Origin of the sequence: Streptomyces sp. NPDC047453 (assembly GCF_040643155.1) — a bacterium.
In the GTDB taxonomy this organism is placed as follows: Bacteria; Actinomycetota; Actinomycetes; order Streptomycetales; family Streptomycetaceae; genus Streptomyces.
Window position 1 is genome coordinate 1 of the sequence record NZ_JBEYTS010000086.1, and the last position, 26654, is coordinate 26654.

At 72.2% G+C, this 26654-nt stretch carries 20 protein-coding genes; 7 read left to right on the forward strand and 13 right to left on the reverse strand.

Going from position 1 to position 26654, the window contains the following annotated elements:
* Positions 1-5 precede the first annotated feature (5 nt).
* Entirely contained in the window at positions 6-1538 is a 1533-nt protein-coding gene (locus ABZ818_RS37420; protein WP_361425148.1) for a hypothetical protein, read from the reverse strand.
* 127 nt (positions 1539-1665) lie between these two features.
* Positions 1666-3021 carry a GAF domain-containing SpoIIE family protein phosphatase gene (locus tag ABZ818_RS37425; RefSeq protein ID WP_361425151.1) on the reverse strand — a complete coding sequence of 452 codons (1356 nt, stop codon included), beginning with the start codon at positions 3019-3021 and terminating at the stop codon, positions 1666-1668.
* 194 nt (positions 3022-3215) lie between these two features.
* Between ABZ818_RS37425 and ABZ818_RS37430 the strand changes: the two genes are divergently transcribed.
* The 3 genes from ABZ818_RS37430 to ABZ818_RS37440 all read left to right on the forward strand — a co-directional run bounded on the left by ABZ818_RS37430 (position 3216) and on the right by ABZ818_RS37440 (position 5633).
* Complete coding sequence (locus tag ABZ818_RS37430) at positions 3216-3548, forward strand: cupin domain-containing protein (RefSeq protein WP_361425154.1); 333 nt, start codon at positions 3216-3218, stop codon at positions 3546-3548.
* 185 nt (positions 3549-3733) lie between these two features.
* Positions 3734-4477 carry a DUF2249 domain-containing protein gene (locus tag ABZ818_RS37435; protein WP_361425157.1) on the forward strand — a complete coding sequence of 248 codons (744 nt, stop codon included), beginning with the start codon at positions 3734-3736 and terminating at the stop codon, positions 4475-4477.
* A gap of 136 nt (positions 4478-4613) precedes the next feature.
* Complete coding sequence (locus ABZ818_RS37440; RefSeq protein ID WP_361425159.1) at positions 4614-5633, forward strand: sigma-70 family RNA polymerase sigma factor; 1020 nt, start codon at positions 4614-4616, stop codon at positions 5631-5633.
* 83 nt (positions 5634-5716) lie between these two features.
* On the opposite strand, the gene ABZ818_RS37445 is transcribed toward ABZ818_RS37440, so the two are convergent.
* The gene (locus tag ABZ818_RS37445) at positions 5717-5887 is read right to left on the reverse strand and encodes a hydrophobic protein (RefSeq protein WP_361425162.1); all 171 of its coding nucleotides are present in this window, start codon (positions 5885-5887) and stop codon (positions 5717-5719) included.
* Between the two features lie 242 nt (positions 5888-6129).
* On the opposite strand from ABZ818_RS37445, the gene ABZ818_RS37450 reads away from it, so the two are divergent.
* A complete protein-coding gene (locus ABZ818_RS37450; protein ID WP_361425165.1) occupies positions 6130-7203 on the forward strand; it encodes an NAD(+)/NADH kinase in 1074 nt (357 codons plus the stop codon).
* Between the two features lie 584 nt (positions 7204-7787).
* Here the strand turns inward: ABZ818_RS37450 and ABZ818_RS37455 are convergent.
* Entirely contained in the window at positions 7788-8906 is a 1119-nt protein-coding gene (locus ABZ818_RS37455) for a PP2C family protein-serine/threonine phosphatase (protein WP_361425168.1), read from the reverse strand.
* 372 nt (positions 8907-9278) lie between these two features.
* Complete coding sequence (locus ABZ818_RS37460) at positions 9279-10640, reverse strand: endo-1,4-beta-xylanase (RefSeq protein ID WP_361425171.1); 1362 nt, start codon at positions 10638-10640, stop codon at positions 9279-9281.
* Positions 10641-10883: 243 nt separating this feature from the next.
* On the opposite strand from ABZ818_RS37460, the gene ABZ818_RS37465 reads away from it, so the two are divergent.
* Positions 10884-12188, forward strand: a complete 1305-nt coding sequence (locus tag ABZ818_RS37465; RefSeq protein ID WP_361425174.1) for a PHB depolymerase family esterase — start codon at positions 10884-10886, stop codon at positions 12186-12188.
* A gap of 163 nt (positions 12189-12351) precedes the next feature.
* On the opposite strand, the gene mgrA is transcribed toward ABZ818_RS37465, so the two are convergent.
* The 8 genes from mgrA to ABZ818_RS37505 all read right to left on the reverse strand — a co-directional run bounded on the left by mgrA (position 12352) and on the right by ABZ818_RS37505 (position 23942).
* Entirely contained in the window at positions 12352-13395 is a 1044-nt protein-coding gene (mgrA, locus tag ABZ818_RS37470; RefSeq protein WP_361425177.1) for an L-glyceraldehyde 3-phosphate reductase, read from the reverse strand.
* Positions 13396-13545: 150 nt separating this feature from the next.
* Positions 13546-13944: a roadblock/LC7 domain-containing protein gene (locus ABZ818_RS37475; RefSeq protein ID WP_361425180.1), complete on the reverse strand. Its 399-nt coding sequence runs from the start codon at positions 13942-13944 to the stop codon at positions 13546-13548.
* Between the two features lie 196 nt (positions 13945-14140).
* Positions 14141-15301 (reverse strand): PP2C family protein-serine/threonine phosphatase, encoded by a 1161-nt coding sequence (locus ABZ818_RS37480; RefSeq protein ID WP_361425183.1) that lies wholly within the window; start codon positions 15299-15301, stop codon positions 14141-14143.
* 658 nt (positions 15302-15959) lie between these two features.
* Positions 15960-18608 (reverse strand): SpoIIE family protein phosphatase, encoded by a 2649-nt coding sequence (locus tag ABZ818_RS37485; RefSeq protein ID WP_361425186.1) that lies wholly within the window; start codon positions 18606-18608, stop codon positions 15960-15962.
* Between the two features lie 229 nt (positions 18609-18837).
* Positions 18838-21186 (reverse strand): SpoIIE family protein phosphatase, encoded by a 2349-nt coding sequence (locus ABZ818_RS37490; protein WP_361425189.1) that lies wholly within the window; start codon positions 21184-21186, stop codon positions 18838-18840.
* A 139-nt stretch (positions 21187-21325) separates the two neighbouring features.
* Positions 21326-21802: a GNAT family N-acetyltransferase gene (locus tag ABZ818_RS37495; protein ID WP_361425192.1), complete on the reverse strand. Its 477-nt coding sequence runs from the start codon at positions 21800-21802 to the stop codon at positions 21326-21328.
* A gap of 49 nt (positions 21803-21851) precedes the next feature.
* Positions 21852-23297 carry a glyceraldehyde-3-phosphate dehydrogenase gene (locus tag ABZ818_RS37500; protein ID WP_361425195.1) on the reverse strand — a complete coding sequence of 482 codons (1446 nt, stop codon included), beginning with the start codon at positions 23295-23297 and terminating at the stop codon, positions 21852-21854.
* A 198-nt stretch (positions 23298-23495) separates the two neighbouring features.
* Positions 23496-23942 (reverse strand): SPW repeat protein, encoded by a 447-nt coding sequence (locus ABZ818_RS37505; protein WP_361425198.1) that lies wholly within the window; start codon positions 23940-23942, stop codon positions 23496-23498.
* 196 nt (positions 23943-24138) lie between these two features.
* On the opposite strand from ABZ818_RS37505, the gene ABZ818_RS37510 reads away from it, so the two are divergent.
* The gene (locus tag ABZ818_RS37510) at positions 24139-25218 is read left to right on the forward strand and encodes a helix-turn-helix domain-containing protein (protein WP_361425201.1); all 1080 of its coding nucleotides are present in this window, start codon (positions 24139-24141) and stop codon (positions 25216-25218) included.
* A gap of 258 nt (positions 25219-25476) precedes the next feature.
* Positions 25477-26565, forward strand: coding sequence for a hydrogenase expression protein HypE (locus ABZ818_RS37515; RefSeq protein ID WP_361425204.1), 1089 nt, complete (start codon positions 25477-25479; stop codon positions 26563-26565).
* Positions 26566-26654 lie beyond the last annotated feature (89 nt).

Genomic DNA, 26654 nt, shown 5'->3' on the forward strand with positions numbered 1-26654 from the left:
GTGAGTTACTGCCCCTCGCTGTTCGGGTTCCGGGAATCGGTGGCGGTGTACGGCTCCAGCTCGTCGGGCCGGAAGTAGTGGAAGCGGCCGTACCAGGTGTGCAGTTCGGCCGCGGGATCGTCGTCGAGGGTGACGGCGAGGTGCACGCTGCCGTCCACGTCGTGGAAGACCGCGGCCACCCGCGCGGTCCGTCCGGTCAGGAACATGTCCTGGGCGTCGGCACCCCGGCCCCGCGGACGCAGCCGGACACGGCTGCCGCCTGCCACGGGAACGCCGTCGACGAGCACCGTCTCGGTGGTGGGGGAGAGGCCGTCGTCACCGCCCTCCTGCCACCAGGCGGGCCGCTCCGCGGCAAGGCCCCCCGAGGTGGCGGTGGCGGCGGGCGCGGCGGGTGCCAGCGAGCGGATGGCGCCGTGCAGCCGGGAGAGGACCTCCGGCGGCATGCTGTCCACCCGGTCGAGGATCTCGGCGGCGCGCGGGTCGGTGGCGCGCGCCTCGCGCTTCTCCTCGTCGGTCAGGAGCATCGTCCGCAGCGTCAGGATCTCGTCGATCTCCGCCGCGTCGTGCAGGTCGCCCGGACTCTCGGGCGCGACCTGGGGACGGTCGGGCAGGATGATCGGCGCGGAGAGCAGTACGGGTCCGGTGCCACCGTCCGGCGACTGGGCGTGGCGCGCGGCGTCGGTGCCGCCGTCCGCGGCGGGCGGTTCGCCGCCGAGGACGGGGAAGGTGAACGCGTTGCGGCAGTCGCGGACGTGCTCCAGCAGATCCGCGGGCGGGTCGGTCAGCGAGACGAACTCCACGTCCGTGCCGCCGACGAGGGTGTGCGTGGCGATGAGCGCCTGGCGCAGCGCCGCGTCGCGCGGGGCCCGCGGGTCCGCCGCGTGCCCGGTGTTCTCGGTACGTACGCGCAGCCGGACCAGTCCGTCCGCGACGCGTTCGGCCGTGAGCGTGGTGTCCGCCCGGATCTCCGCGCGCCGCCGTACGATCCGCCCGGCGCCCCCGGGCAGCGACTCGCTCTCCTCGCCGCCCGCCGTTCCCACCGGGGCGGTGCACTCCCGCCGCAGCAGGTCCTCCAGCGGCACGACGAGGTCGGTCTCGCGCGGCACCGCCTCGTCGAAGGTCAGGTGGGTCGTGCCGTCGCCGGTCCGCAGCGACTCCACGGGGTGGTGCCCGCCGTCCGGGCCGGTCTCTTCCACCTGCTTGTGCTGCGTCTGGAGGTAACGCACCCTGATCCACAGCACGGCGTCGGGCCCGTGGACCCGCAGCAGGCACTCGGTTTGCTGGTACCAGGAGTCGGCGGAGCCGGACACGCCGACCGTGACGGGCCCGTCGTGCTCCACCCAGTCGCGCGGCAGCAGCACCCCGAACTGCCACCGGACGCGGTTCTTGGGGGAGGAGCGGCGGTACGGATACAGCAGGTAGCCCTCGTAGAGGACGGCGTCGGCGACCGCGCCCACCTGCTCGAAGGGCCGCCCGCCGGAGCCGACCGGCACGGCACCGTCGCCGCCCGCGGCACCCTCGACCACAGCATCCGGCATCTGGCTCTCCTCCGACTCGCAGGTTCGCCATGCCTTCCACCACATGCCCACCGCTCACGCGCCCTCTCCCCCTCCTGCCCAGCGCTGTTGGGCCGTCCGGGGGAGCGGCGGATGCCCGGACGTGCGCTCAGTCCGGCAGGCGTGGCACGCGCAGGGCCAGCAGCGCCACGTCGTCGTCGTAGCCGTCCTGGCGGCCGAGCAGCGCGTCGCACAGCGCGTCCAGCGGGGCGGAGGCCAGGGCGGCGGCATGGTCCGCCAGATCCCGCAGGCCGGCGTCGATGTCCCGGTCGCGGCGCTCGATCAGGCCGTCGGTGAACAGCAGCAGGGTGCTCTCCGGGGGCAGCGGCTGCCAGTGGTCGGGACGGGGCAGGCCCGGTTCGACGCCGACCGGGATGCCGTGCGTGTCGGGAGCGAGGCAGTGCGCCGCGCCCTCGGCAGTGATCAGCAGCGGCGGTGGGTGCCCGGCGTTGGTCCAGCGCAGGGTGTACCCGGCGTCCGGTTCCCGCTCGATGCGGGCCAGGATCAGGGTGGCGGCGGGCGGATCGGTGAGCGCGGTCAGTGCCCGGTCGAGCCTGTCCACGATCATGCTGGGCGGCCCGCACCGGTCGAAGGCCAGGGCCCGCAGCATGTTGCGGATCTGCCCCATCATCGGCGCCGCCTCCACGTCGTGGCCGGTCACGTCACCGACGACGACGAGGACCGCCCCGTCGGGCAGTCCGAGGGCGTCGTACCAGTCACCACCGAGTTGGGGAAGCTCGGACGCCGGCTCGTAGCGGGCCTCCACCCGCAGCGGGGACAGGTCGGGCAGCACCGGCAGCAGACGGCGCTGGAACTGTTCGGCGGCCCGCTTGAGCCGCCCGTACAGGCGGGAGTTCTCGATGCTGACACTCGCGGCGCTGGCCAGTGCGGTCAACAGGGTCTCGTCGGCGTCGGCGAACGGCGTGCCGTCCTCCTTGTCCGCCAGGTAGAGGTTGCCGTAGACGGTGTCGCGCACGGTCAGCGGGACCCCGAGCAGCGTGGTCATGACCGGGTGGCCGTCCGGGAAGCCGACCGAGTGGGGATCGGCGGCGATGTCGTCGACCCGCAGCGCCTTGGGCTCCTCGATCAGCCGGCCCAGCAGCCCGTGGCTCTGCGGGAGCCCGGATTCGGCCAGGAGCCGCTCGCCGTCGACGCCGACGGTGATCAGGTCGACGATCTCCCCGCCCTCGCCGAGCACGCCGAGGGCGCCGTAGCGTGCGGCGACGAGGTCGGTGCCCGCCTGCACCAGGTGTCGCAGTACGGTGCGGGTGTCCATGTCGGCGCTGATGGCCACGACCGCGTCCAGCAGGCGGTGCAGCCTGCGGCGGTCCAGGCTGAGCTGCCGGATCTGGGCGCTGAGTTCCTCGAAGGCCTCATCACCCGGTGTCCGGCCGCTTCCCTGGACCGCGGCGTCCCCGTGGCCGACCGCCTCTTCCGGCTCCGGCCGCCATGGATCGTCCGACATGGGGCACCTCCCGGCGGGGCCGGTGCTCGTCCTCACCGTCCGGGCCCGGCACGGCCACCTTACGCCGGGTCGAAGGGGGGCGGCTTCCGCCCGCCCGCCACGAGCCGGAGGGGGAAAGCCCGAAGGCGGCGGCGCACCGGCGTACGCTACGGAACTGCCCAGCTCAGCTCCCCTCGTGAGGAAGAGTCACAGCGATGCAGAAGATCTCCCTCGACGCCCTCGCACGCGAGCACCTCGGACGGGCCGAGGCGTCCTCGGCCGGCCGCAGCGCGGAGACCGTCTACGGCGGCCACGAGCACGTACTGCGCCAGACCCTCATCACTCTGCGGGCCGGCGCGGCCCTGGCCGAGCACGACAACCCGGGCGAGGCGACCGTGCTGGTGCTGCGCGGACGGGTGGTGCTGCGCAGCGGCGACACGTCGTGGGAGGGCATGGCGGGGGACCTGCTCATCGTGCCGCAGGCCCGGCACAGCCTGGAGGCACTGGAGGACGCCGCGGCCCTGCTGACGGTGACCAAGACGTCCTGACCCCGGCGGTCGCCCGCCGCGCTCAGGGGATGGCCGCGCTCCACCGGTCTCGGCTCGGCGGCGCCGGGCCGAGACCGGAGCTGGACCCCACACCTCCCGTTATTTTTACGAATAACACATGTAATAATTGGGGAATCGCCGGGGTGTCGGCGTGGGCGACGAGCCAGAGCGAGAAGGGGACAGCCGTGGCACAGTCCTTCGAGGTCCACATCCGCAACACCACGACCGACCCGGCCGTCCTGGCCGAGGCCGCGATCCTGGCCGCGCGGCACCGCCTGCTCACCGCGCTGCGGTCCAAGACGGCGCTGCTGACCGAACTCCGTCTGGGCCGCGCCGACCGGGAGCGGGCACGGGCGGCCCTGACCGACTTCTGCACCGGCGAGGTGCGCCGCCACCTGGCCGCGGCCGACCAGGCGCTGTACGCACCGGCCGCGGGTGCGGTCGAGACCCGGTTGCTGATCAGGGCTCTACGGGCCACGGCGGCCGCTGTCGCCGCCCGGATCGACACGCTCGCCTCGGCCGACGACACGGACTCCGCGGCCGGTGCCGCCCGGGACGTCACGAGCCTCCTCACCGTCCATCTCGCCGTCGAACAGGACGTGCTGCTGCCCGCGCTCGCCCTCCTGCCCGGCGCCGACCTGCCGATCCTGACCGCGGACTTCGAGACCCTGCTCGAGGGCGGCCGGCTCGACCGGCCCGCCGTCGTCGACGTCACCTCGATCCCGCACGGCAGGCGCCACCCGCGCATCTTCGCCCGCTTCGCACGCCTGGGGCCCGGCGCAGCGTTCACCCTGGTCAACAACCACGACCCCAAGCCGCTGCGCCGCGAGTTCGAAGCCACCCATCCCGGCATGTTCACCTGGGACTACCTCGAATCCGGACCCACGCGATGGCAGGTCCGCATCGGACGGAGGGCTCCCGAGGCCTGACCCCCCCGTCCGCCGCCGGGCCCTGTGGCTCCCAGCGGCCGGGGCACGGGCGAGCACCCGTACCCCGGCCGGGACGTATAGACCGTGGCCGCTCCGGGTACCCGAGCGGCGGCCGCGAGGAGATGAGGAGCGCGCGATGGCTCCCGCGAAGCAGAGGACGGCGGCGTCCGCACGCACCGGACGACGGGTGCCGGTCCGTGCCACCAAGCGGTACGACGCGGTGCCCGAACCCGACGGCGAACCCGACCTGCTCGGTCAGTACCTGCGCCAGATCGGGGCGACACCGCTGCTCGACGCGGAGGGCGAGGTACGGCTCGCCCAGCGCATCGAGGCCGGTCTGCACGCCGTGGCGGAACTGCGGCAGGCCGACGAGGACGGTGAGGAACTCGCGCCGGAGCGCCGGCGGGAACTGGAGGCCGCCGCGCGGGACGGCCAGGAGGCCAAGGACCACATGGTGCGGGCCAACCTCCGGCTGGTCGTGGCGATGGCCAAACGCCACGCCCACCGCGGGCTGCCACTGCTCGACGTCATCCAGGAGGGCAACCTCGGGCTGATCCGGGCCGTGGAGAAGTTCGACCACACCAAGGGGTTCAAGTTCTCCACCTACGCCACCTGGTGGATCCGCCAGGCGATGGAGCGCGGCCTCGCCACGCACGCGCGTTCCGTGCGGTTGCCGATGCACGTCGTGGAGCAGTTGCAGAAGCTCGCCAAGATCGAACGCAAGTTGCAGCTGAACCTCGAACACGAGCCGACCGTCGAGGAGGTCGCCCGCGAGAGCGGCCTCGCCGAGGACAGGGTCGTGTGGCTGCGCCGCGTCGGCCGGCAGGTGATCAGCCTGGACATGCCGGTGGACGACACCGGCGAGACGGTGGTCGGCGATCTCATCTCCGACACAGAGGTGCTGCAGGCCCCCGAGGTCGCCGAGTACCAGGCGCTGGCCGAGGAACTGCGGGAGGCCGTCGACACACTGGCGCCGCGCGAGGCCCTCATCCTCAGCCTGCGGTACGGCCTGCACGACGGGCACCAGCGCACCCTGAAGGAGGTCGCCCAGCACGTGGGCCTGACCCGTGAGCGCGTGCGCCAGCTGGAGAAGCAGTCACTGGCCCAGCTGAGGGAACAGGAGCCGGGCGAACGGCTCCTGGCGTGGGCAGGCTGACGCCCCCGCGCAGAACGGTGCGCCCGGCACGATCACCGGGCGCACGGCTCCACTCCGACCGCCGCCGACCGCGGCGACGACCGTCACCAGCGGTACCAGCGGCCCCTCCGGCCGCCGCCGCCCGCGGGCCGTACGACGAAACCGAGCAGCCACAGCACGAGCACGATGATCGCGATCCACCACAGCGCCTTCAGGGCGAACCCGATGCCGAAGAGGATCAGGGCGAGCAGGAGAACCAGTAGCAAGGGAACCATGGGTATCGACCTCCGGACACATCGAATGCCCTGCTTACGCGGGAAAACACGCCGGGAACTCCCGTGTTTCCGCACCTGAGGCGGGGGAACTCGGGGGTGCTGCCCGCGCCGCGGCCAGTACCGGTCGGACGCGGTCGGACGCGGTGCCGTCCGGCGGCGTGGCGTTCCGCGAGGTGCGCACCGTGCGGTGAGGATGGCGTCCGGCATCGAGTCGGCTCGGGTGCGCAGATCCGGAGGCAGAGGTGACGGTGCGTCGTATCGGCCTGGTCGTCCACGGCGGGCGCGGTGAGGCCGCGGCCGCCGCCCGCATCGTGCGCGAGTGGTGCGACGAGCATGGTGTGGGGTGCGCGGACATCGATGTGTGGCACGACGGAGGGCGGCGCAGCTCCCGGGAGGAGGTCGAGGCCGCGGGCGACCCGGACCTCATCGTCACCCTGGGCGGCGACGGCACGTTCCTGCGCGGTGCCCGGCTGGCCGCCGTGAACGACGCCCTGGTCCTGGGCGTCGACCTCGGCCGGGTGGGTTTCCTGACGGAGGTGCCCGTCACGGTCGTACGTGCCGCGCTGGACGCCGTCGTCGCGGAGCGCCTCACGGTGGAGAGCCGGATGATGCTCACCCTGCGCGCCTCGCGCCGCCTGGAGGTGCCCGCCGACATCGAGGAGCTGATGCGCTACGGCCGCCGCCCGCTGCTGCCGCCACCGCGTGTCCGCGCCGACTGCCAGGCGGGCGGAGACTGGGGCATCGCGATGAACGTCAGCGCGCTGAACGACGTCGTGGTGGAGAAGCTGGCCCGGGACCGGCAGGTGTCCGTCGGCGTATACCTCGCGGGCCGACTCCTGGCGTCCTATTCTGCCGACGCGCTGCTGGTCGCCACGCCCACCGGCTCCACGGCCTACAGCTTCGCCGCCGGGGGCCCGGTCGTCTCGCCCCGCGCGGACGCCCTCGTCTTCACGCCGGTCGCCCCGCACATGGCGTTCAACCGCTCGGTCGTGGCCGCGCCGGACGAGCCGGTCGGCATGCGCGTCCTGGAACGCTCGGGCCAGGCCGCCGTCAGCATCGACGGTCAGCTGCGCGGTGTGCTCGACCCCGGCGACTGGATCGGCGTCTACGCCTCCCCGCGCCGGCTGCGGGCCGTCCGGCTGGGCCCCATGGACTTCTACGGCCGTCTGCGCGACCGCATGAACCTCACCGACGCCCCGGCCGCGGTCGCCGACGGCACCCCGGCCCCCCTGTGGCCGGTGACGTCACCCCGGCCGGCGGACCTCGACCACCTGGCCCTGCCGGCCCGCCCCGGCGATGCCTCACAGGTCCCGTGACCCCGCGGCGAACCGGCCCCTGCGGGCCTGCCCGAGCCGGCGTGCGACCTCGTCCGCACACGGGCGCCGACCGGTACGAGCCCGCAGGGTGCTTGCCGGTCGGCGGGGGCACGTTGGGGCGGTCGCGATGCCGTCGGGTCGGCCGGATCGGCGCGGGCAGGCCGTCCTGGTGTGCGCGGTTCGCTTGTGCCCGCGTGGTGTGCCGGGCTGCGGGTCGGCCGGGGACATTTCGGCGTGGCCGTGATGCCGTCGGGCCGACCGGATCGGCGCGGGCAGGCCGGTCAGGGCGTGCGCGGTTCGCGTGCGCACGCGCGATGTGCCGGGTTGCGGGTCGGCCGGGGGCATGTCGGGGCGGTCGCGATGCCGTCGGTCGACGGGATCGGCGTGGGCAGGCCGGTCTGGGTGTGCGGGTGGGTTGGTTGGCGTGCGCCCGCGCGGTGTGCCGGGCTTGCGGGGCGGCCGCGGCGTCGCCGGTGTCGACCAGACCCGCACAGGCGCCGACCGGCACCGGAACCGTGCGCCCCTGGCGGCGGAGCCGGCCCGTGCCAAGTCGTGCCCGACGGGCCGTTCAACGGACGCCTCGGTCACGCCCCGTGTCGCTGCTCAGGGGCGGGCTCGTTGGGGAGGCGGTGGGCGGCCAGGGCGGCGAGGTCGTCGTCGAGGCTTCCACCGCTGTAGGCGAGCAGGTCCGCGTGCAGGTGCTTCAGAAGCTCGCCGGGCTGAAGGCCGGCCCAGGGCCGGACGCGCTCGGCGAGCGGGTAGAAGGCGCCGGCGGGATCGCGCGTCTCGGTGACACCGTCGGTGTACAGCAGCAACTTGTCGCCGGGTTGGAAGGGCTCGACGTCCACGTGGTACCCGCCGCCGAGCAGTCCCGCGAGGTTGATGGGCGGCGAGGGCTCGGTCGCCTCCAGCTCGGTGACCCCGCTTCCGCTGACGAGGAGCGGAGGCGGGTGGCCGCAGTTGACGAGACGCACGACGTGCTCGTCGTCGGGGATCTCCGCGAACACCGCCGTCACGAAGCGCTCGGCCGCCTCGGCCCCGGGCAACTGCGCGGCGTAGCGGCTCATGCTGCGCTCCATGCGCCGGGCCAGAGCCGCCAGATCGGGCTCGTCGGGAGCGGCCTCGCGGAAGGCTCCGAGCATCGTCGCGGCCGTCTCCACGGCGACCAGGCCCTTGCCGCGGACGTCGCCGATGAGCAGACGCACTCCGTGCGCGGTCGCCACCGCCTCGTACAGATCGCCGCCGATCTGTGCCTCGGCCGCCGCGGAGAGGTACAAGGTCTCCACGGAGACCTGGCCGAGGCGGTGGGGGACCGGGCGCAGTAAAACGCGCTGCGCGGTCTCCGCCACGGAACGCACCGTGGCGAGGGTGTGCTCCCGGCGCGCACGGTGCGCCGCGAGGATCGTGCCGAGGATGCCCACCAGGAAGGTGCTGATGTAGTTGGCCACGTAGTGGCGGTCCCACAGATTGCCCACCGTACGGCCCGCGCAGCACGGGGTGCCGGCCAGGACGCCCTCCAGGACGATGGCGAACACCGTGACGGCGGCGACCACGCCGGGGCCGTACCCGAACGCGGCCACCAGCGGCAGGGCGGTGAGCACGAAGCTCACCGGCCACAGTGCCGGGGTGACCGGTTCGACGGCGAGGACCACCACGACGTAGAAGACCGGCAGCCAGCGCAGCCACAGGGGCTGGGCGGGCAACGGCGACTGCGTCCTCGGTGTCCTGGGCGTGCGCGGCGTACCGGTGCCCTCGCCCGTGCCGCGGCCGGGGCGCCTCACCGCTCGCCCCGGCGGCACCCGGGAGGCGGCGGGAGCGTGGCGGGTCCGGGCGGGCGCACGGCGCCGTCGCCCGGCTCCGGGCGACGGTCCTCGCGGAAACACTCAGGCGGCCTGTTCACAGGTACTCCCGGCGGGCTTGATCAAGACCACCAGCGTGCTGCGTCGCACCGCCACCGCCTCGGCATTGCTCCAGGCAAGGGCATGTCAGTCAGGTCGGAGGCCGCCGTGGACGGGGCACGACCGGGGCGCCGCGTGAGGCGCGCCCCGGTCGTGCGTGAAGTGCCCTGGCCCGGTTCAGGAAGCGGTGCAGGTTCCGAGCGTCGGTGTGGAGTTGTTGCCGTTCTTCACCGCGGTGAAGCCGAAGCTGGTCGAGGCGCCCGCCGCGAGACTGCCGTTGTAGGAGGCGGCGCGCACGGTCATGACGTTGCCGCTGCTGTCCCAGCTGGGGGTGCCGTTCCACAGGCTGGCGACCTTCTGCGGCGGGGTGAAGGTGAGCGTCACGGTCCAGCCGTTGATCGGGGCGGAGCCCGCCTTCACGACGACCTCGCCGTTGTAGCCGTCGTTCCAGTCCGAGGTCCTGGTGAAGGAGACCGTGCAGGAGCCGTTGCCGCCCGGGTTGCCGCCGCCACCGTCTCCGCCCCCGCCGGTGCCCGAGCCGCCGAGCGCGGCGAGGGCCGCGTCGTACGCGGGCTTCTTGCCGTAGTTGGAGTCGAACAGCAGGGGAGTGCCGCTGCTGCGCCAGGAGTACTTGTCGGTGATCCCCCAGACGGTGAGGCCCGTGCAACGGGTCACCGCCAGGCAGGCCTTGACGACGTTCGAGTAGTTGTTGGCCTGGGCGGTGCCGGAGCCCTCGATGTCGAGCTCGGTGATCTGCACGTCCACCCCGAGGTCGGTGAAGCGCTGCAGATTGGCCTGGTAGTCGGAGGGGACGGGGGAGGCGCTGTTGAAGTGGGACTGGAAGCCCACGCAGTCGATCGGCACGCCACGGGACTTGAAGTCCTTGACCATGGCGTAGACCGCGTTGCTCTTCGCGTTGACACCGTCGGTGTTGTAGTCGTTGTAGCAGAGCTTGGCGCTCGCGTCGACGCTGCGGGCCGTGCGGAAGGCCTCCTCGATGAAGCCGCTGCCGAGCTTGTCCGCGAACGGGGAGCTGCGCAGGGCCCCGCTGGAGCCGTCCTGGTACGCCTCGTTGACCACGTCCCAGGCGTAGATCTTGCCCTTGTAGTGCTGCATGACCTGGGTGATGTGGTTGTTCATCGCCGAGCGCAGGTCGGTGGCGCCCAGGCCGGAGACCCAGGACGGGAGCTGGGAGTGCCACACCAGCGTGTGCCCGCGGACCTTCATGTTCTGGGTCTGGGCGTGGCTGACGATCTGGTCGGCGTTGCCGAAGGTGAAGGTGTTGCGGGAGCCCTCGGTGGCGTCCCACTTCATCTCGTTCTCGGGCGTGACCTGGTTGAACTCGCGGTCGAGGGTGCCGGCGTAGGCCGATTCGCCGAGGTGGTTCGCGGCGACGGCGGCACCGAAGTAACGGCCCTTTCCGGCCGCGGCCGACCCCAGTGTGTCGGCGGCCGCGGCGGTGTGGGACAGGGCCGTGACGGTGGAAGCGGCGAGCAGGACGGCCGTGAACACCTGCGCCGCCCGTCTGGGCATGGGCATGCCATCTCCTTTTCTCGAAAGTTTCGATGTCAACATCGAATGTGACGCGCAGGTTACGAACACAACGGGAGCCGGTCAACGGTTCGCGCATGCCGTACTGAGGGATGGCCGAAGCTCGACCTCCCGCCGTCCCTTTGTGAGTTACAGGCGATCCCAGTGGTTGACGCGACTGTGCGGCACCTCTAGCGTGACCCGGCGCCTTCCCGAAATCGATACGAAAGTTTCGAAGCAAAGGACGCCGACATGCCCCGAACCCGAAGAAGGCCCGGACTACGCACCGTGCTGACAGCCCTGCTCACGGGTGTGGCGCCCCTGCTCGCGGCACTCCTGCTGGCCGTGCCGAGCGCCCACGCCGCCTCCCTGACGGAGGTGACCGGGCTCGGTGCGAACCCGAGCAAGCTGCGCATGTACGTGTACCGCCCGGACAGTGCGCCGGCCCGGCCCGCGGTGCTCGTGGCCGTGCACTACTGCACCGGCTCCGGGCCCGCGTTCTACTCGGGCACCGAGTTCGCGTCGCTGGCCGACCGGTACGGCTTCATCGTCATCTACCCCTCGGCCACGCGCAGCGGCGGCTGCTTCGACGTGTCCTCGCCGCAGGCGCTCAAACGCGGCGGCGGGAGCGACCCGGTCGGCATCATGTCGATGGTCACCTACGCCCAGCAGCGCTACGGGGCCGACCCGGCACGCGTCTTCGTCGCCGGCGCCTCCTCGGGGGCGATGATGACGAACGTCCTGCTCGGTGACTACCCCGACGTGTTCAAGGCCGGCGCCGCCTTCATGGGCGTGCCCTTCGGCTGCTTCGCCACCACCGACGGCTCCGAGTGGAACAGCGCCTGCGCGAACGGCACCGTGATCAGGACACCCCAGCAGTGGGGCGACCTGGCCCGCGGCGCCCACCCCGGCTACAACGGGCCCCGGCCGCGCATGCAGGTGTGGCACGGCACCGAGGACACCACCCTGCGCTACCCGAACTTCGGTGAAGAGATCAAGCAGTGGACCGACGTCCTGGGCGTGAGCCAGACCCCCGCCTTCACCGATCACCCGCAGTCCACCTGGACCCGTACGCGCTACGGCGGCACCGGCACCCAGGCGCCCGTCGAGGCCGTCAGCATCCAGGGCACCGGGCACACCCTGCCGACCTCGGGCATGGCCGCCCGTGCCATCTCCTTCTTCGGGCTGGACTCCACGACCGCACCGCCGCCGACCGGCCCGCCCACCACCCCGCCGGCGGGCGCCTGCCGGGTGGCGTACACGACCAGCGCCTGGAACACCGGGCTCACCGCGTCCATCACGGTGACCAACACCGGCACCGCGCCGATCGACGGATGGGCGCTGGCCTTCACCCTGCCGGCCGGACAGACCATCACCTCCGGCTGGAACGCCACCTTCTCCCCGACCAGCGGCGCCGTCACCGCCCGCAACGTCGCCTACAACTCCAACCTGGCCCCCGGAGCCTCCACCACCCTGGGCTTCCAGGCCAACCACACCGGAAACACCGGCAATCCGGCCACCTTCACCCTCAACGGGGCTGCCTGCCAGATGAGTTGAGAAACCGGTCGTCGACCTCGCCGAACGGGCGGACACCACCGCCCCACGGACGCGCCCCGGCGCCTCGAAACGGCCCACGAAACGGCCGTAGGGGCAGCCGGGGCGCGGGGCGGCCGGACTCCACGGAGTCCGGCCGCCCCGTCCACGAACCCTTCGGCGCGGGTCAGGCGAGCTTTCCGGTGCGGGCGGACTGCCACAGGTCGACGCCGCCGTCGGTGGCGTACTCGTCGATCTCGGCCAGCTCCTCGGCGCTGAAGTCCATGCGGTCCAGCGCGGCCACGTTCTGCTCCAGCTGCTCCACCCGGGAGGCGCCGATCACCAGGGAGGTGACGCGCTCGTCGCGCAGCGCCCAGGCGAGCGCCATCTGGGCGAGGGTCTGCCCGCGGCGGGCCGCGATGTCGTTCAGGGCCCGCAGCCTGCGCAGCATGTCCTCGGACAGCCAGGCGGTGTCGAAGGAGGTGCCCTGCGCGGCCCGCGAGTCCTCCGGCACGCCGTCGAGGTAGCGCCCGGTCAGCAGCCCCTGGGCCAGTGCGGTGAAACCGATGACGCCGAAGCCCTCCTCCTCCGCGGTCTCGAGCAGTCCCTCGGTCTCGATCCAGCGGTTGACCATGCTGTACGAGGGCTGGTGGATGAGCATCGGGGTGCCCAGCTCACGCAGGATGGCGGCGGCCTGCCGGCTGCGCTCGGCGTCGTAGGAGGAGATGCCGACGTACAGGGCCTTGCCCTGGCGGACGGCCGTGTCCAGCGCGCCCATCGTCTCCTCCAGCGGCGTGCTCGCGTCCAGCCGGTGGGAGTAGAAGATGTCGACGTAGTCCAGGCCCATGCGATTCAGCGACTGGTCCAGGGAGGCGAGCAGGTACTTGCGGGAACCGCCGCCCTGGCCGTAGGGGCCGGGCCACATGTCCCAGCCCGCCTTGGTGGAGATCACCATCTCGTCCCGGTACGGCGCGAGGTCCTGCTTCATCAGGCGGCCGAAGTTGATCTCCGCCGAGCCGTAGGGCGGGCCGTAGTTGTTCGCCAGGTCGTGATGGGTGATGCCGAGGTCGAAGGCGCGCAGGGCGATCTCGCGCTGGGTCTCGAAGGGCCGGTCGTCGCCGAAGTTGTGCCAGTAGCCCAGGGACAGGACGGGCAGGTCGAGCCCCGAGCGGCCGGTGCGCCGGTAGCGCATGGTGCCGTCGTAACGCTCAGGATCCGCGACGTAGGTCATCGGGTGGTCTCCGGGTGGTGCGATGAAGGGGCGTCTCCTCGGGATCGAGGGGACGCCCCCACCTTGCTCCAGCATGATCCTGAAGTCCAACCGCTGCGTTCCATCGGACTCAGCGCCGGCGCTTCTGAATCGGGTGTGCGGGGCCGCGGCTCAGGAGGCGCGGGGCGGCGCGGTGAGGTGCTCGCCGAGCTGCTCCACGAGTTCGCTCATCGTGTGCCCGACGAGCCCGGCGTCGGCGTCCTCAGTGGTGATCACCGCCAGATGAGCGCCCTCGCCGGCCTCGACGACGAACAGCACCCCTCCGTAGAACTCGGTCATCGCCGAGCGGACGCCGCCGGTGCCGTCGCCGAACTCGACGGACGCACCGTGCGACAGCGACTGGATGCCCGCGGCGAGCTGGTCGGCCTGGTCGGGGGTGAGTTCCGGGGTGCGGCACAGCTTCAGTCCGTCCCGGGACAGCACCAGCGCGTGCAGCGCGCCCGGGGTCCGCTCCAGCAGGCCCTCCAGGAGCCAGGTGAGCTTCTCGTCGGCGGTGGTCCGGCCGGTCATGGGGTGGTTCGCCTTCCAGGTGCTCGTACGGGTGGGAGTGCGGGGAGCCGGCCTGCGTCGGCGGGGTGGCGGCGTCGAGCGCCGGCTCGGAGGCCTGGCACTCGCCGGTGACACGTGTTGCCCAACTGCCGGTCACTATACGATCATTGGTGATCATCTTGGCAAGCCCTGGGGTGAATCTCCCCGATGGCACCGTTCAGCTGGGGGCCTGGGCCTGGACCATCCGGCCGAAGCGGTGAGCGGTGTGCGAGGCCGGGACGCGGCGGATCGCGATCAGGGCCACGTCGTCGTCGAGGCGCCCGCCGGTGTGGGCGAGCAGGTCGCGCTGAACGTGGTGGAGCAGGGACTCCGGGGAACCGTCGGCCCAATGGGCCGTCCGCTCGACCAGCGGGTAGAAGACGCCGCGGCCGTTCCGGGCCTCGACGGCCCCGTCCGTGTAGAGCAGCAGGGTGTCGCCGAGGCGGAAGGGCAGTTCGTCGACGACGGAGCCGTTGGGGTCGGTCAGGCCGACCCCGAGTGGCGGGGCGGGAGTGAGGTCCGGCATCGTCACCGATCTGTCCGGTCTCAGCAGCAGCGGTGCCACATGGCCGCAGCTGGTCAGCCGTACGACCGGCTCGTCGTCCGGTATCTCCAGCAGCAGAGCGGTGACGAAGCGCTCCCCGGCCTCCTCCTCCGGTTCGAAGTCGGAGAGGTAGCGGGTGATGCTCCGCTCCAGGGAGGCGGCGAGCGAGGGCAGGGCGGCGTGGTGGTGAGCGGCCTCGCGGAAGGCGCCGAGCAGCAGGGCCGCCTCGCCGATGGCGGGCAGCCCCTTGCCGCGTACGTCGCCGATCATCACCCGGGCACCGCTGTCGGTGCGGGCGGCCGCGTAGAGATCGCCGCCGATCGACGCCTCGTCCTCGGCGGCCAGGTAGAGAGAGGCGAGCTGGAGCGGGCCGATCCGGGTCGGCAGGGGCCACAGCAGCACCCGCTGCGCGGCTTCGGCGACCGACCGGACCTGGGCCAGTTCGCGCGCGCGGCGGTCGCGGACCGCGCACAGGGCCACGACCAGCAAGGAGAGCACCCCGAGGGCGATCATCTGCACGAACACTTCCCGCGACGGCAGGATGCCCAGCCGCCAGCCCGCGAACCCCTGGGCCGCCACCGCGGCGGCACCGATGACCCCTGTCATCCACGGCCCCTCGAACCAGGCGGTGATCGCCGGGGCTATCACCAGCAGCGGGCCGAGCACGATGTCGGAAGGGGCCACGATGTCGGACACGGTGATGAGGACGATGAGCGCGACCGGGATCAGCAACAGTATGTGACCCGACTGCCGCCCCTGCGCCCGGTCGGCGAAACGCCCCTGCCAGGAACTCACGCCTACCACAGTGCACCGCTGCGGCAGGGGGTGCGAGCGCAGCCACCCGGTTCACGGGCCGGGGACGACCCCTCGGCCGGCTGCCGCGGACGCGTCCCGCCGCCGCACGGCCGGGCGGCGGGGCCGCGAAGGCAGAAGCCCCGGGATGTCCCTGGCGCCGGGCGCCTGTTCGGGTGGCACCCGCCGCCCGGCGGCAAGGGACCGCGCACGGTTCGACTCCCGCATGAGCGGGCGTTCCGTCCCGGCGCCGGGAATGTGGGTCCGGGGTGGTCCGTCGCGCTCGTGCTCCTCGTCGCCACGGTCTCGCCGGCCGGGCCGGCGCCGAGGCGTCCGTCGTCCGCTTGGACGGCCACCGTGCCGGTACCCGGCGGCCATTGCCCGCCGCGCCCACGACCGGACAGGCCGCGCGGGCCCATGGAGACCGGACCCTGCCCCGCAGGGTGAGACGTACGCCCCTTGCACCTGCGGTCGCGACGGGGGCCGGAAGAGCCGGGTGGGGGCGGACGACGGCGGTCACGGCGGCGTTTCGCGCGGCCGGACCCGCGATGCCCGTGGCGGTCACTCGTGCGCCCGCCGCACCGGTGACAGGTCGGCGCGACCGCTCCGGTGGCCGGCCGCTCACCCGGCCCCGGTACGGAAGGAGGCGTCGCCGCTTCGTTCACCACGCCATCGCGTCCAGCAGTGCCTCCGGGTCCGGCTCCGGGTGGCCGTCCAGGCTCAGCTCCGCCCAGATCACCTTGCCCTGCGGCACATAACGCGTGCCCCACCGCTCCGCGAACTGCGAGACCAGGAACAGGCCGCGGCCGCCCTCGTCGGTGATCGCCGCGCGCCTGAGGTGCGGCGAGGTGCTGCTGCCGTCCGATACCTCGCAGATCAGCGTGCGCCCGAGCAGGATCCTGACCCGGACCGGCTCGGCGCCGTAGCGGATGGCGTTGGTCAGCAGCTCGCTGATCACCAGTTCCGTGGCGAAGCAGGACTCCTCCAGCCCCCATTCGTGCAGCCGGCGGGTCACCTCGCCGCGCACCCGGGAGACCGCCTCCACGTCGAACGGCACGTCCCAGACCGCCACCCGCGACGGATCGAGCAGCCGCGTCCGGGCGACGAGCAGAGCCACGTCGTCGCTCGGATGCTCCGGCAGCATGACCTCCATCAGCGCCTGGCAGGTCTCCTCCGGCGTACGGTCCGCGGGCGCGGCGGTCTCGGCGAGCATCGACAGCCCCTCGTCGATGTCCCGCCCGCGGTCCTCGATCAGACCGTCGGTGAACAGGACGAGCCGGCTGCCCTCCGGCAGGCTCAGCTCACCCGTCTCGAACGGATGCCCGCCCACCCCCAGCGGCGGTGCCAGGGGAAGGTCCGGGAAGGTCACCCGGCCCATGGGATCCACCACGGCCGGTACGACGTGCCCCGCACGGGAGATGGCGCAGTGCCCGCCCACCGGGTCGTAGATGGCGTACAGGCAGGTGGCGCCCGTGACCGCGGACACCTCGTCGTCCGCGCTCGCCGTCTGGGTGTCCAGCCGCATCACCATCTCGTCCAGATGGCCGAGCAGTTCGTCGGGAGGCAGGTCCAGGGACGAGAAGTTCAGCACCGCTGTGCGCAGCCGGCCCATCGTCACCGCCGCGTGCAGCCCGTGCCCCACGACGTCGCCGACCACCAGCGCCACCCGGAAGCCGGGCAGGGGGATGACGTCGAACCAGTCGCCGCCCACACCGGACTGGGCCGGCAGATAACGCCACGCCACCTCCAGCGCGTCCTGGTCGGGCAGGTCCCTGGGGAGCAGACTGCGCTGAAGCGTCACCGCCATCGCGTGCTCGCGGGAGTAGCGGCGCGCGTTGTCGATCGCCACCGCCGCCCGGGCCACCAGCTCCTCGGTGACCGCGACGTCCTCCTCCTCGAACCGGGCCGAGCCGGCATCCCGCCAGAAGTTGACCATGCCGAGGAGTACGCCCCGCGCCCTGAGGGGCACGGTGATCAGCGAATGGATGCCGTGGTCGAGCACCCGGACCGCGCCCTGGGGATCCCGGGACCGCCAGTCCTGCGCGCGGCGCAGATCCGGTACCAGCACCGCCTCGCCGCGCCGCAGCGCCGCCCCCATCGACGTGTCGGCCACCACGAACTCGATGAGGTCACCCACCGGCTGGAGCGGGCTGTGCGTGTCCGCCTCGTACAGCGCGGTGCGGCGCATCCGGTGCGTCGATCCGGTGGGCTCCTCGCCGCGCAGCACGGACTCCAGCAGCTCCACGGTGACGATGTCCGCCACCCGCGGGACCGCCACCTCGGCCAGCTCCTGAGCGGTACGCCGTACGTCCAGCGTCGTACCGATCCGCACCCCGGCCTCGTACAGCAGCGTCAGACGTTCCCGGGCCAGCTCGGCCCGGCCCGACAGGGCGCGCAGTTCGGTGGTGTCACGGAAGCTGGCCACCAGGCCCGGAGCGTTGCCGTACGGCGCGGTGCGCCGGGTGTTGACCGCCAGGAGCCGGTCCCCGGCCGGGAACACCGCGTCGGACGCGACCTGGCCCGACTTCAGCAGCCGCGTCAGCTCCGGCCCCAGGCCCAGGTCCGTGACGTGCGGCTGGTCGGCGTCGCGGGGGAGGTCCAGCAGCCGGCGCGCCTCGTCGTTGGCGAGGAGGAGCCGTCCGTCGGCGTCGACGATCAGCACGCCCTCGCGCACCGCGTGCAGGACGGCGTCGTGGTGCTCGTACATGCGGGTCATCTCGGTCGGGCCGAGACCGCGGGTCTGGCGGCGCAGCCGCCGGCTGACGAGGAAGGTACCGCCGGTCGCGAGCACCACGGCCAGCGCCGCCGCGTCCAGCACCATCGGTATCTGCTGGTCCAGCAGGTGCCCCAGGGTCTGGTACTCGATTCCCGCGGTGACGATGCCGATCACGTGCCGGCCGGCGCCCACCACGGGCACCACCGCGCGTACGGAGTCGGTGGGGCTGCCGTGGAACGTCTCGGTGAAGGTCTTGCCCGCGATGGCCCGGCCGATCTCCTGCGCCGGGGTGCCGATCAGCCGCGGTTCCGGGTCGGTGAGCCGCACGCCCCGCTCGTTCAGCACGGAGATGTAGTCGACACCGGAACTCACCTGTGCCTTCTCCGCAGGGACCTTCAGCAGCGCCGACGGATCGGGCGACTGGAGGGCCACTGCCGTACCGGGTGCCTGCGCGAACGCCTCCGCGACGGCCAGGGAGCGTGCCTTGGCGGTGTTCTCCCCGTCGTACCGCCGCTGGAGCACCACGGCGGTGGCGGCCGCGGCGACCAGCACGAGTACGACGATCACCTGCAACAGGAAGACCTGCGCGGCCACCGTGCCGGGCCGCCAGATCGGTGGAAAACGAAACCCGGTGGCGCTCCGGGCCGTCCAGGTCACCGGACGGCGGCGGGCCTCATCGTCCGCCCGCCGCTCACCGAACGGCGGTTGCGCTGCCCTCCGGGGCTGGCGGGAACAACCGACCACGTCATCATTTCTAACACCGCGCTTCCCTGCCGGGCGACCGGTATGTCCGATCAATCCCATTGTGGAGCGGTGGTTTCGCCTAGATTTCGGCGGGCAAGGGCTGCTCCGCCCAGATCGTCTTGCCGGAGCCGGTGTACCGGGTGCCCCAGCGCTGGGCGAGCTGGGCGACCAGGAACAGGCCCCGTCCGCCCTCGTCGGTGCTGCGCGCGCGCCGCAGGTGCGGGGAGGTGTGGCCGCCGTCGGAGACCTCGCAGATCAGGGTGCGCTCGTGGATGAGCCGCAGATTGATCGGCGCCTGGGCGTGCCGGATGGCGTTGGTGACCAGTTCGCTGACGATCAGCTCGGTGGTGAAGGCCAGCTCATCGAGGTTCCACTGGGACAGCCGGTCGCTGACGTCGTCGCGCACCACGCGCACGGCCGACGGGTCGGCGGGTACGTGCCAGGACGCCACGCGGTCGGGGCTGAGGACACGCGTCCTGGCGACGAGGAAGGCGACGTCGTCCCGCGGCCGGTCCGACAGCAGGGCGCGGACCATGATGTCGCAGATCTCCTCAAGCGGCCGGTCGGGGTGGGCCAGGGCGAAGCACAGCCGTTCGATGCCGACGTCGACGTCCTGGTCCGACGTCTGGATCAGCCCGTCGGTGTAGAGGGCGACGACGCTTCCCTCCTCCAACGGGATCTCGGCCGACTCGAAGGGCAGGCCGCCCAGCCCCAGGGGTGGGCCGGCGGGGATGTCGGGGAACTCCACGGGCTCGGTCAGGTGCGCGACGGCCGGGGTGGGATGTCCGGCGCGGGCCACGGCCATCGTCCGGGCGATGGGGTCGTAGATGGCGTACACGCAGGTCGCGCCGGCCGCGGCCGGGCCCTCGGCGGCCGCCTCGGCCTCGTCCGACAGACGCATCACCAGGTCGTTCACGTGCGCCAGCAGCTCGTCCGGGGACTGGTCCAGGTCGGCCAGCGTCTGCACGGCGGCGCGCAGCCGTCCCATGCTGGCCGCGGCGTGCAGGCCGTGCCCGATCACGTCGCCCACCACCAGCGCGACCCGGGCACCGGAGAGCGGGATGACGTCGAACCAGTCCCCGCCCACTCCCGACTCCGCGTCGGCGGGGAGGTAGCGGTGGGCGACCTCGACGGCGTTGTGCGGGGGCAGGTTGGGCGGCAGCAGGCTGGTCTGGAGGGTGAGCGCGGCCTGGTGCTCGCGGGCGAAGCGCCGGGCGTTGTCCACGCACACGGCGGCCCGTGCCACGAGATCCTCGATCAGGAGCTGGTCGTCCTCGGTGAAGGGATCGGGGTTCTCCCAGCGCAGCAGGGTCACCACGCCCATCGTGACGCCGCGGGCCCGCAGTGGCAGCACCAGGTGCGTGTGCACGCCGAACCGGTTGATCCCGGTCCACCGGACCGGGTCGTCGGGGAGCCAGGGCGTCCCCGGGCCGAGGGCCTCACGGCTGGGTTCTCCGGTGGCCAGGCAGCGGTTCTGCAGGGACCCCGGCGGGTACCGGATGGGTTCGCCGACCTCGGCGATCACCTTGGGCAGGCTCGGGTGGATCGACAGATGGGCCGCCCGGCGCAGCGTGACGGGGCCGCCCGGCGAGCGGGTGGGCGGGCCCTTCCCCGTGGTCGCGACGTCCAGGAGGTCGATGGCCACGAAGTCGGCGAGCTGCGGGACGGCGACCTCCGCGAACTCGTGGACCGTCCGGTCCAGATCCAGTGTGGTTCCGATGTGTTCGCTGGCGGCGTTCAGCAGCACCAGCCGCTCGCGGGTCGGGTCCTGGACGGTGACGTCCCGGGCGGCGTAGCAGATCCCGAGCGTTCGGCCCGCGCTGTCGTGCAGCGGGAAGAAGGAGCGCGGCCGGGTGCGCTCGCGGCCGAGCCGGCCCGTCCTGCCGTGCCGGGGCGGTGCGAGGGCGACGGTGACCTGGGGCTGCCCGGAGAACGTCCGCCGGGTCTGCCGGGTCACGACCGGCGACGGCCTGCCCGCGCCGGTTCCGGTCGGGGCGGTGCCGGTCGTGTCGGCATCGGCGGGGGCGGTGGCGGTGGCGTGGGTTTCGGGAGGGGCGCCGGCCGGGACGCCTGCCCCGAGGACCAGCCAGTCGCGGCGGCCGTCGGCGGCCATCAGCGGGCACACGCGCACCGTGAGCCGCACCGCGTGTCCCGCGCGGTGGCGGACCGTGACCACCGCGTTCCCGACGCGGGCGCTCCGGCGCAGCCGGGACATCGCGGCGGTCGGGTCGCGGCTGCGCAGCAGCGCCCGCGCGGGATGCCGTACGACGTCGGCGGCGGAGTAGCCGAGCAGGTCCTGGGCCCCCTGGCTCCAGTAGGTGATCAGCCCGTCGGCGTCGACGACCGCTACCGCCGTGGTCGTGATGAGCGGATCGCCCGGACCGCCGCCACTCATGCCGTTGACGCCCATGCCTTCACCCTCATCCACGGGCAGGACCCCTACCGGCCATGTTGCCATCGGGGGCGGTGTCCCGCCGCCCGGAAAAAAAGGGCGGCGCGGGCAGGTGGGCAACGCGGGCGGGACGGGCGGAGCGGGCGGCGCGGCCGGGTCGGTCCGCGGGGGCCGGCTACGCCCCCGCGGCCACTGCCTTCAGCGGCTCGTCGGTCAGCCGGTACACCGTCCACTCGTCCTGCGGGCGTGCCCCCAGGGCCTCGTAGAAGCCGATCGCCGGCCGGTTCCAGTTCAGGACCGACCACTCCAGGCGTTCGTACCCGCGCTCGACGCACACCCGGGCCAGCTCCGTCAGCAGTGCCCGGCCGTGCCCGCCGCCGCGGGCCTCCGGGCGGACGTAGAGGTCCTCCAGGTAGATGCCGTGCACGCCCCGCCAGGTGGAGAAGTTGAGGAACCACAGGGCGAAGCCCACCGCTTCGCCGTCCTCGTCCTGCGCGATGTGCGCGAACGCCGCGGGATGCTCGCCGAACAGTGCCTCGGCGAGCTGCTCCGGCGTCGCCCGTACCTCGTCCAGGGCCTTCTCGTACTCGGCCAGTTCGCGGATCAGGGCGTGGATGACGGGGACGTCGGCGGGGGTCGCGGTGCGGATCATGGGGCGCAGTCTCACACACCGCGTCCCGCCGACGGACAACGGGTGCGGATCAGACGGCGGGCGCCGGGTAGGTCGGGTACTCCACCCCGGAGACGTACTGGACGACGCGGATGACCTGGCAGGAGTAGCCGAACTCGTTGTCGTACCAGAGGTAGAGGATCGCGTTGTCGCCCTCGACCTTGGTGGCGCCGGCGTCGACGATCGAGGCGTGGCGCGAGCCGATGAAGTCGCTGGAGACCGCGTCGGGGGCGCTGGTGAAGTCGATCTGGCGCTTGAGCGGCGAGGTCAGCGACACGTTGCGCAGGTAGTCCAGGACCTCCTCGCGGCTGGTCCCGCGCGCCAGTTGCAGGTTGAGGATCGCGATCGAGACGTCCGGCACCGGCACGCGGATCGAGCTGCCGGTGATCTTCGCCGTGAGGTCGGGCAGTGCCTTGGCCACGGCGGAGGCGGCGCCGGTCTCGGTGATGACCATGTTGAGCGGCGCGGAGCGGCCACGGCGCTCGGCCTTGTGGTAGTTGTCCAGCAGGTTCTGGTCGTTGGTGAACGAGTGGACGGTCTCCACATGGCCGCGCAGCACGCCGTACTCGTCGTCCATCGCCTTCAGCGGCGGGACGATCGCGTTGGTGGTGCAGGAGGCGCAGGACAGGATCTGCTCGTCCGGCTTGATGGTGTCGTGGTTGACGCCGTGGACGATGTTGGGGACGTCGCCCTTGCCCGGCGCGGTCAGCACGACCTTGTCGATGCCGGGGCGCAGGTGCTTGGACAGGCCCTCGCGGTCGCGCCACTTGCCGGTGTTGTCGATGAGGATGGCGTCCTTGATGCCGTACGCCGTGTAGTCCACCGACGTCGGGTCGTCGGCGTAGATCACCTTGATCTCGTTGCCGTTGGCGACGATGGTGCTGTTCGCCTCGTCGACGGTGATGGTGCCCTGGAACTGGCCGTGGATGGAGTCGCGGCGCAGCAGCGAGGCGCGCTTGATGATGTCCTGCTCGCCGCCTCCGCGCACGACGATGGCGCGCAGTCGCAGGCCGTTGCCGGAGCCGGACTTCTCGATGAGCAGTCGGGCCACGAGCCGGCCGATGCGGCCGAAGCCGTAGAGGACGACGTCGCGCCCCTCGCGGCACTCGATCTTGTTGGCGCCGGTGGCGCCGGCGACGGCCTCGGCGGTGAACTCCTCCACCGACAGACCGCGGTCGTCCTCGCGGTACGTCGCGGCCAGCATGCCGATGTCTATCTGGGAGGGCCCGAGGTCGAGCGTGGTCAGGGCCCGCAGGAAGGGGAGCGTCTCGGTGACGGACAGCTCCTGACCGGCGATCTGCCGGGCGAACCGGTGGGTCTTGAGGATGCTCACCACCGACTTGTTCACCAGGGAGCGGCTGTGGAGGAGGACGGTGACATCCCGCTCCCGGTGCAGCTTCCCGATCATCGGGATCATCGACTCCGCGATCTCTTCGCGGTGCTTCCAGTTGGTGAACGAGTCGTCGTTGACAGTCACAGATCTATCTTTCGAGCTAGGCGGCGCTCATATGCTAACCCCATGGGATGTTGATCATGACAGCGGGCCGTACCCGCTGTCGTGCGGGGTACGGCCCACGGTCGGGATTCCTCTGTGGTCGGTGGATGCGGGCCCTCCGTTGTGGCCGGTGGGTGCCGGTGTCCCTACGTCACCGGTGGGTGTGGCGGGTGGGTCCGGTCACTGGCGGGTGCGGCGGGTGAGTCCGACGGTCAGCCCCATGGCGGCGAGCCCCAGCAGGGCTGTGATCGCGCCCAGCCAGCAGTTGTTCCAGATGACGCCGGCGCGGGAGCCGTGGGCCGCGGGCACGACCCAGGGGGAGATGAGCAGCCACACGCCGAGCGGGGCGAGGATCCAAGCCAGGCGGAACATGCGCTCGGGGGCCAGGGTGAGGCCGAGGCCGACCAGGGCGACCGTGATGCCGATGATCAGATTGTTGACGGTGAGGCTGGGCTGGGCGGTGAAGTGCACCACCCAGGGGGAAATCGCGGCGTAGACACCGGCCAGGACGATCAGCCCCTCGATGATGATCGCCCGATTGCTGGCGGCCGTCCGCTCGAGGCGCTCCCGCATCTCGGCGATCTCCGGGTGCGAGCTCATTCCGGTGGAGTGCTGCGGATACGACATCACTGCCGTCTCCTCTCCATGAGGTTGCCAGTGTGGAGTTCTCCTATAGAGCAATTCCCCCTTATGGGGCGTTTATATGCGTTTGCCCGCCTTCTTGCGGTGAGTTACGTCACACTGCACGCCCTGTGCGGGGCGCGCGGAGCCGTCTGTCAATCTTGTCGGGTGTGCGTCAAGACGACGCCGATGACGTGCAGGGATGATCCGGGGAGGGCGAGTGACGGGGCCAGAGGTACCCGACGAATATCTGACGGGGTACGCGCAGATCCTGGCCGACGTCTGTGCCACCGGACGCCGGCTGACCCGGAACGAGCTGGACCTGCTGCGCGCCCATGGGGAACGGGCGGCGGAGGACGGCCACGGGCTGCGCAGGCTCGTCCGCCGGCACCTCTCCGAGGCGAGGGCCTTCGCGCCCGCGCTGGCGTCCGCCGGCGTCGAACAGGTCCTCGCTGCGGTGGAGCAGGCCATCGACGCGTTCGCCGAGGGCCACGACCGTGCGCAGAAGCTCGCCATGCGCAAGGAGGAGGCCGCCCGCCGGGAGTTCATCGACGACCTGCTGTACGGCCGCAGCGACCTCGGGCGGCTGGGCGAACGCGCGGAACGCTACGGACTGCTGTTCTCCCGCGCCCACGCGGTGGCCGTCGCCCAGGGCGGGGAGCCCGTCGACGACACGCACCCGGCCGCCCGGTACGTCGAGACCGAGGTGGTCGCCCGGTTCGGTGACCGGCGGATCCTGCTCACCACCAAGGACGGCCGGCTCATCTGCATCGCCCCGGGCGACCAGGACGACGTCCTGGCGTTCTTCGCCAAGCAGGCGTACGCCTCCACCGACGGCGGCCGGGTCGCCATCGGACGCCCCCACCCGGGCGCCGGGGGAGTGGTCCACTCCTACGAGGAGGCCCTCAACGCCCTGGAGCTCGCCGACCGGCTGGACCTCCAGCAGCCCGTTCTGCGGTCCGCCGACCTCCTCGTGTATCCCGTCCTGACCCGCGACCGGCAGGCCATGGCCGATCTGGTCCGCGACACGCTGGGTCCGCTGACGACCGCCCGCGGCGGCGCCCAGCCGCTCCTTGACACCCTGACCGCCTACTTCGACGCCGGCTGCACGGCCGCGGAAGCGGCCCGCCGCCTCAACCTCAGCGTGCGCGCCTTCACCTACCGCCTGGAGCGCATCCACAAGCTGACCGGAGCCGACCCGGCCGACCCCGTGCACCGCTACACCCTCCAGACCGCCGTGATCGGCGCGCGCCTCCTCGGCTGGCCCACCGCGGAGCTCTGACGGGCCGCGGCCGAGGAGCGCCGCCCCCCGGCGGCGGCGCCGTTCACTCCACTGCCCGTACACAACGAGCGGTGCTCCCGGACCGGTGTGAGCCTGGTGAAGGGATTCGGCGGGTGCGTCGCGCCGCCGTGGCCCGGAGGGCCACGCGTTCTCCCCGGCCGGTCCGGCCGGTACCGCGACGTCCGTCCCGGCATGCCGCGGCCTTCGGGCCGCCGCCTGCCACCGACTCCCCCACCGACTCCATGGGAGGCCGACGACATGACGACCCAAGGCGGCACCGCTGAAGTCAGCCGGGAGCCCGCGACGCCCCAGGAGCGTGCGGGTTTCGACGAGATCACCATCCTCTGGATCTCCGAGGGCATGAGCTGCGACGGCGACACCGTCTCGCTGACCGCTGCCGACCAGCCCTCCATCGAGGACGTCGTGCTGGGGCTCATCCCCGGCCTGCCGAAGGTGAACCTGGTCAACAAGGTGCTCTCGCCGAGCCTGGGCGGCGAGGACTTCCTCGCTCCCTACCGGGCCGCGGTACGTGGTGAGCTGACCCCGTTCATTCTCGTCATCGAGGGTTCGGTCCCGAACCAGCGGATCATCGACGGGGACGGCTACTGGACGTCGTTCGGCAACGACCCGGACACCGGGGAGCCGCAGACGCTGAACTGGTGGATCGACCAACTCGCCCCCCGGGCCTGGGCCGTGGTCGCGGCCGGCACCTGCGCCACCTACGGCGGCATCCACGCGATGGCGGGGAACCCGACGGGCTGCATGGGGCTGGCCGACTACCTGGGCTGGGACTTCAAGGCGGAGAGCGGCCTGCCGGTGGTGAACGTGCCCGGCTGCCCGATCCAGCCGGAGAACTTCATGGAGACCCTGATCTGGGTGCTCTACCACGCGGCGGGGACGGCGCCGCCGCCGCCGCTGGACCACATGCTGCGCCCGCAGTGGCTGTTCGGAAAGACGGTGCACGAGGGCTGCGACCGGGGCTCGTACTACGAGCAGGCGAGCTTCGCCATGGACTACAACTCTCCCAAGTGCCTGGTGAAGACGGGCTGCTGGGGTCCGGTCGTGAACTGCAACGTGCCCAAGCGCGGCTGGATGGCGGGCATCGGCGGCTGCCCCAACGTCGGCGGTATCTGCATCGGCTGCACCATGCCGGGCTTCCCCGACGCGTTCATGCCGTTCATGGACGAGCCGCCCGGCGGCACCCTGTCGTCGATGCTGGTCAAGCCCTACGGGGCGGTCATCCGGCGACTGCGCGGCCTGACGAACGACATGGTGAACCACGAGCCCAAGTGGCGCCACAACAAACGCAAACTGACCAGCGGTTTCGACCCGCGCTGGCGTCCCTGAGGGCGCGGGCGGCGCACATCCCGCCGCCGCGCCGACCGGCGGCAAGCACGCTCTCCCAGCCCGCAGCGAGGAACGAGGTTCAGACCGAG

Coding starts and splice junctions, on each gene's coding strand:
- ABZ818_RS37420 (WP_361425148.1), bottom strand. CDS start 1,538: ATGCCGGATGCTGTGGTCGAGGGTGCCGCGGGCGGCGACGGTGCCGTG.
- ABZ818_RS37425 (WP_361425151.1), bottom strand. CDS start 3,021: ATGTCGGACGATCCATGGCGGCCGGAGCCGGAAGAGGCGGTCGGCCAC.
- ABZ818_RS37430 (WP_361425154.1), top strand. CDS start 3,216: ATGCAGAAGATCTCCCTCGACGCCCTCGCACGCGAGCACCTCGGACGG.
- ABZ818_RS37440 (WP_361425159.1), top strand. CDS start 4,614: ATGGCTCCCGCGAAGCAGAGGACGGCGGCGTCCGCACGCACCGGACGA.
- ABZ818_RS37445 (WP_361425162.1), bottom strand. CDS start 5,887: ATGGTTCCCTTGCTACTGGTTCTCCTGCTCGCCCTGATCCTCTTCGGC.
- ABZ818_RS37460 (WP_361425171.1), bottom strand. CDS start 10,640: ATGCCCATGCCCAGACGGGCGGCGCAGGTGTTCACGGCCGTCCTGCTC.
- ABZ818_RS37465 (WP_361425174.1), top strand. CDS start 10,884: ATGCCCCGAACCCGAAGAAGGCCCGGACTACGCACCGTGCTGACAGCC.
- mgrA (WP_361425177.1), bottom strand. CDS start 13,395: ATGACCTACGTCGCGGATCCTGAGCGTTACGACGGCACCATGCGCTAC.
- ABZ818_RS37475 (WP_361425180.1), bottom strand. CDS start 13,944: ATGACCGGCCGGACCACCGCCGACGAGAAGCTCACCTGGCTCCTGGAG.
- ABZ818_RS37495 (WP_361425192.1), bottom strand. CDS start 21,802: ATGATCCGCACCGCGACCCCCGCCGACGTCCCCGTCATCCACGCCCTG.
- ABZ818_RS37505 (WP_361425198.1), bottom strand. CDS start 23,942: ATGTCGTATCCGCAGCACTCCACCGGAATGAGCTCGCACCCGGAGATC.
- ABZ818_RS37510 (WP_361425201.1), top strand. CDS start 24,139: ATGATCCGGGGAGGGCGAGTGACGGGGCCAGAGGTACCCGACGAATAT.
- ABZ818_RS37515 (WP_361425204.1), top strand. CDS start 25,477: ATGACGACCCAAGGCGGCACCGCTGAAGTCAGCCGGGAGCCCGCGACG.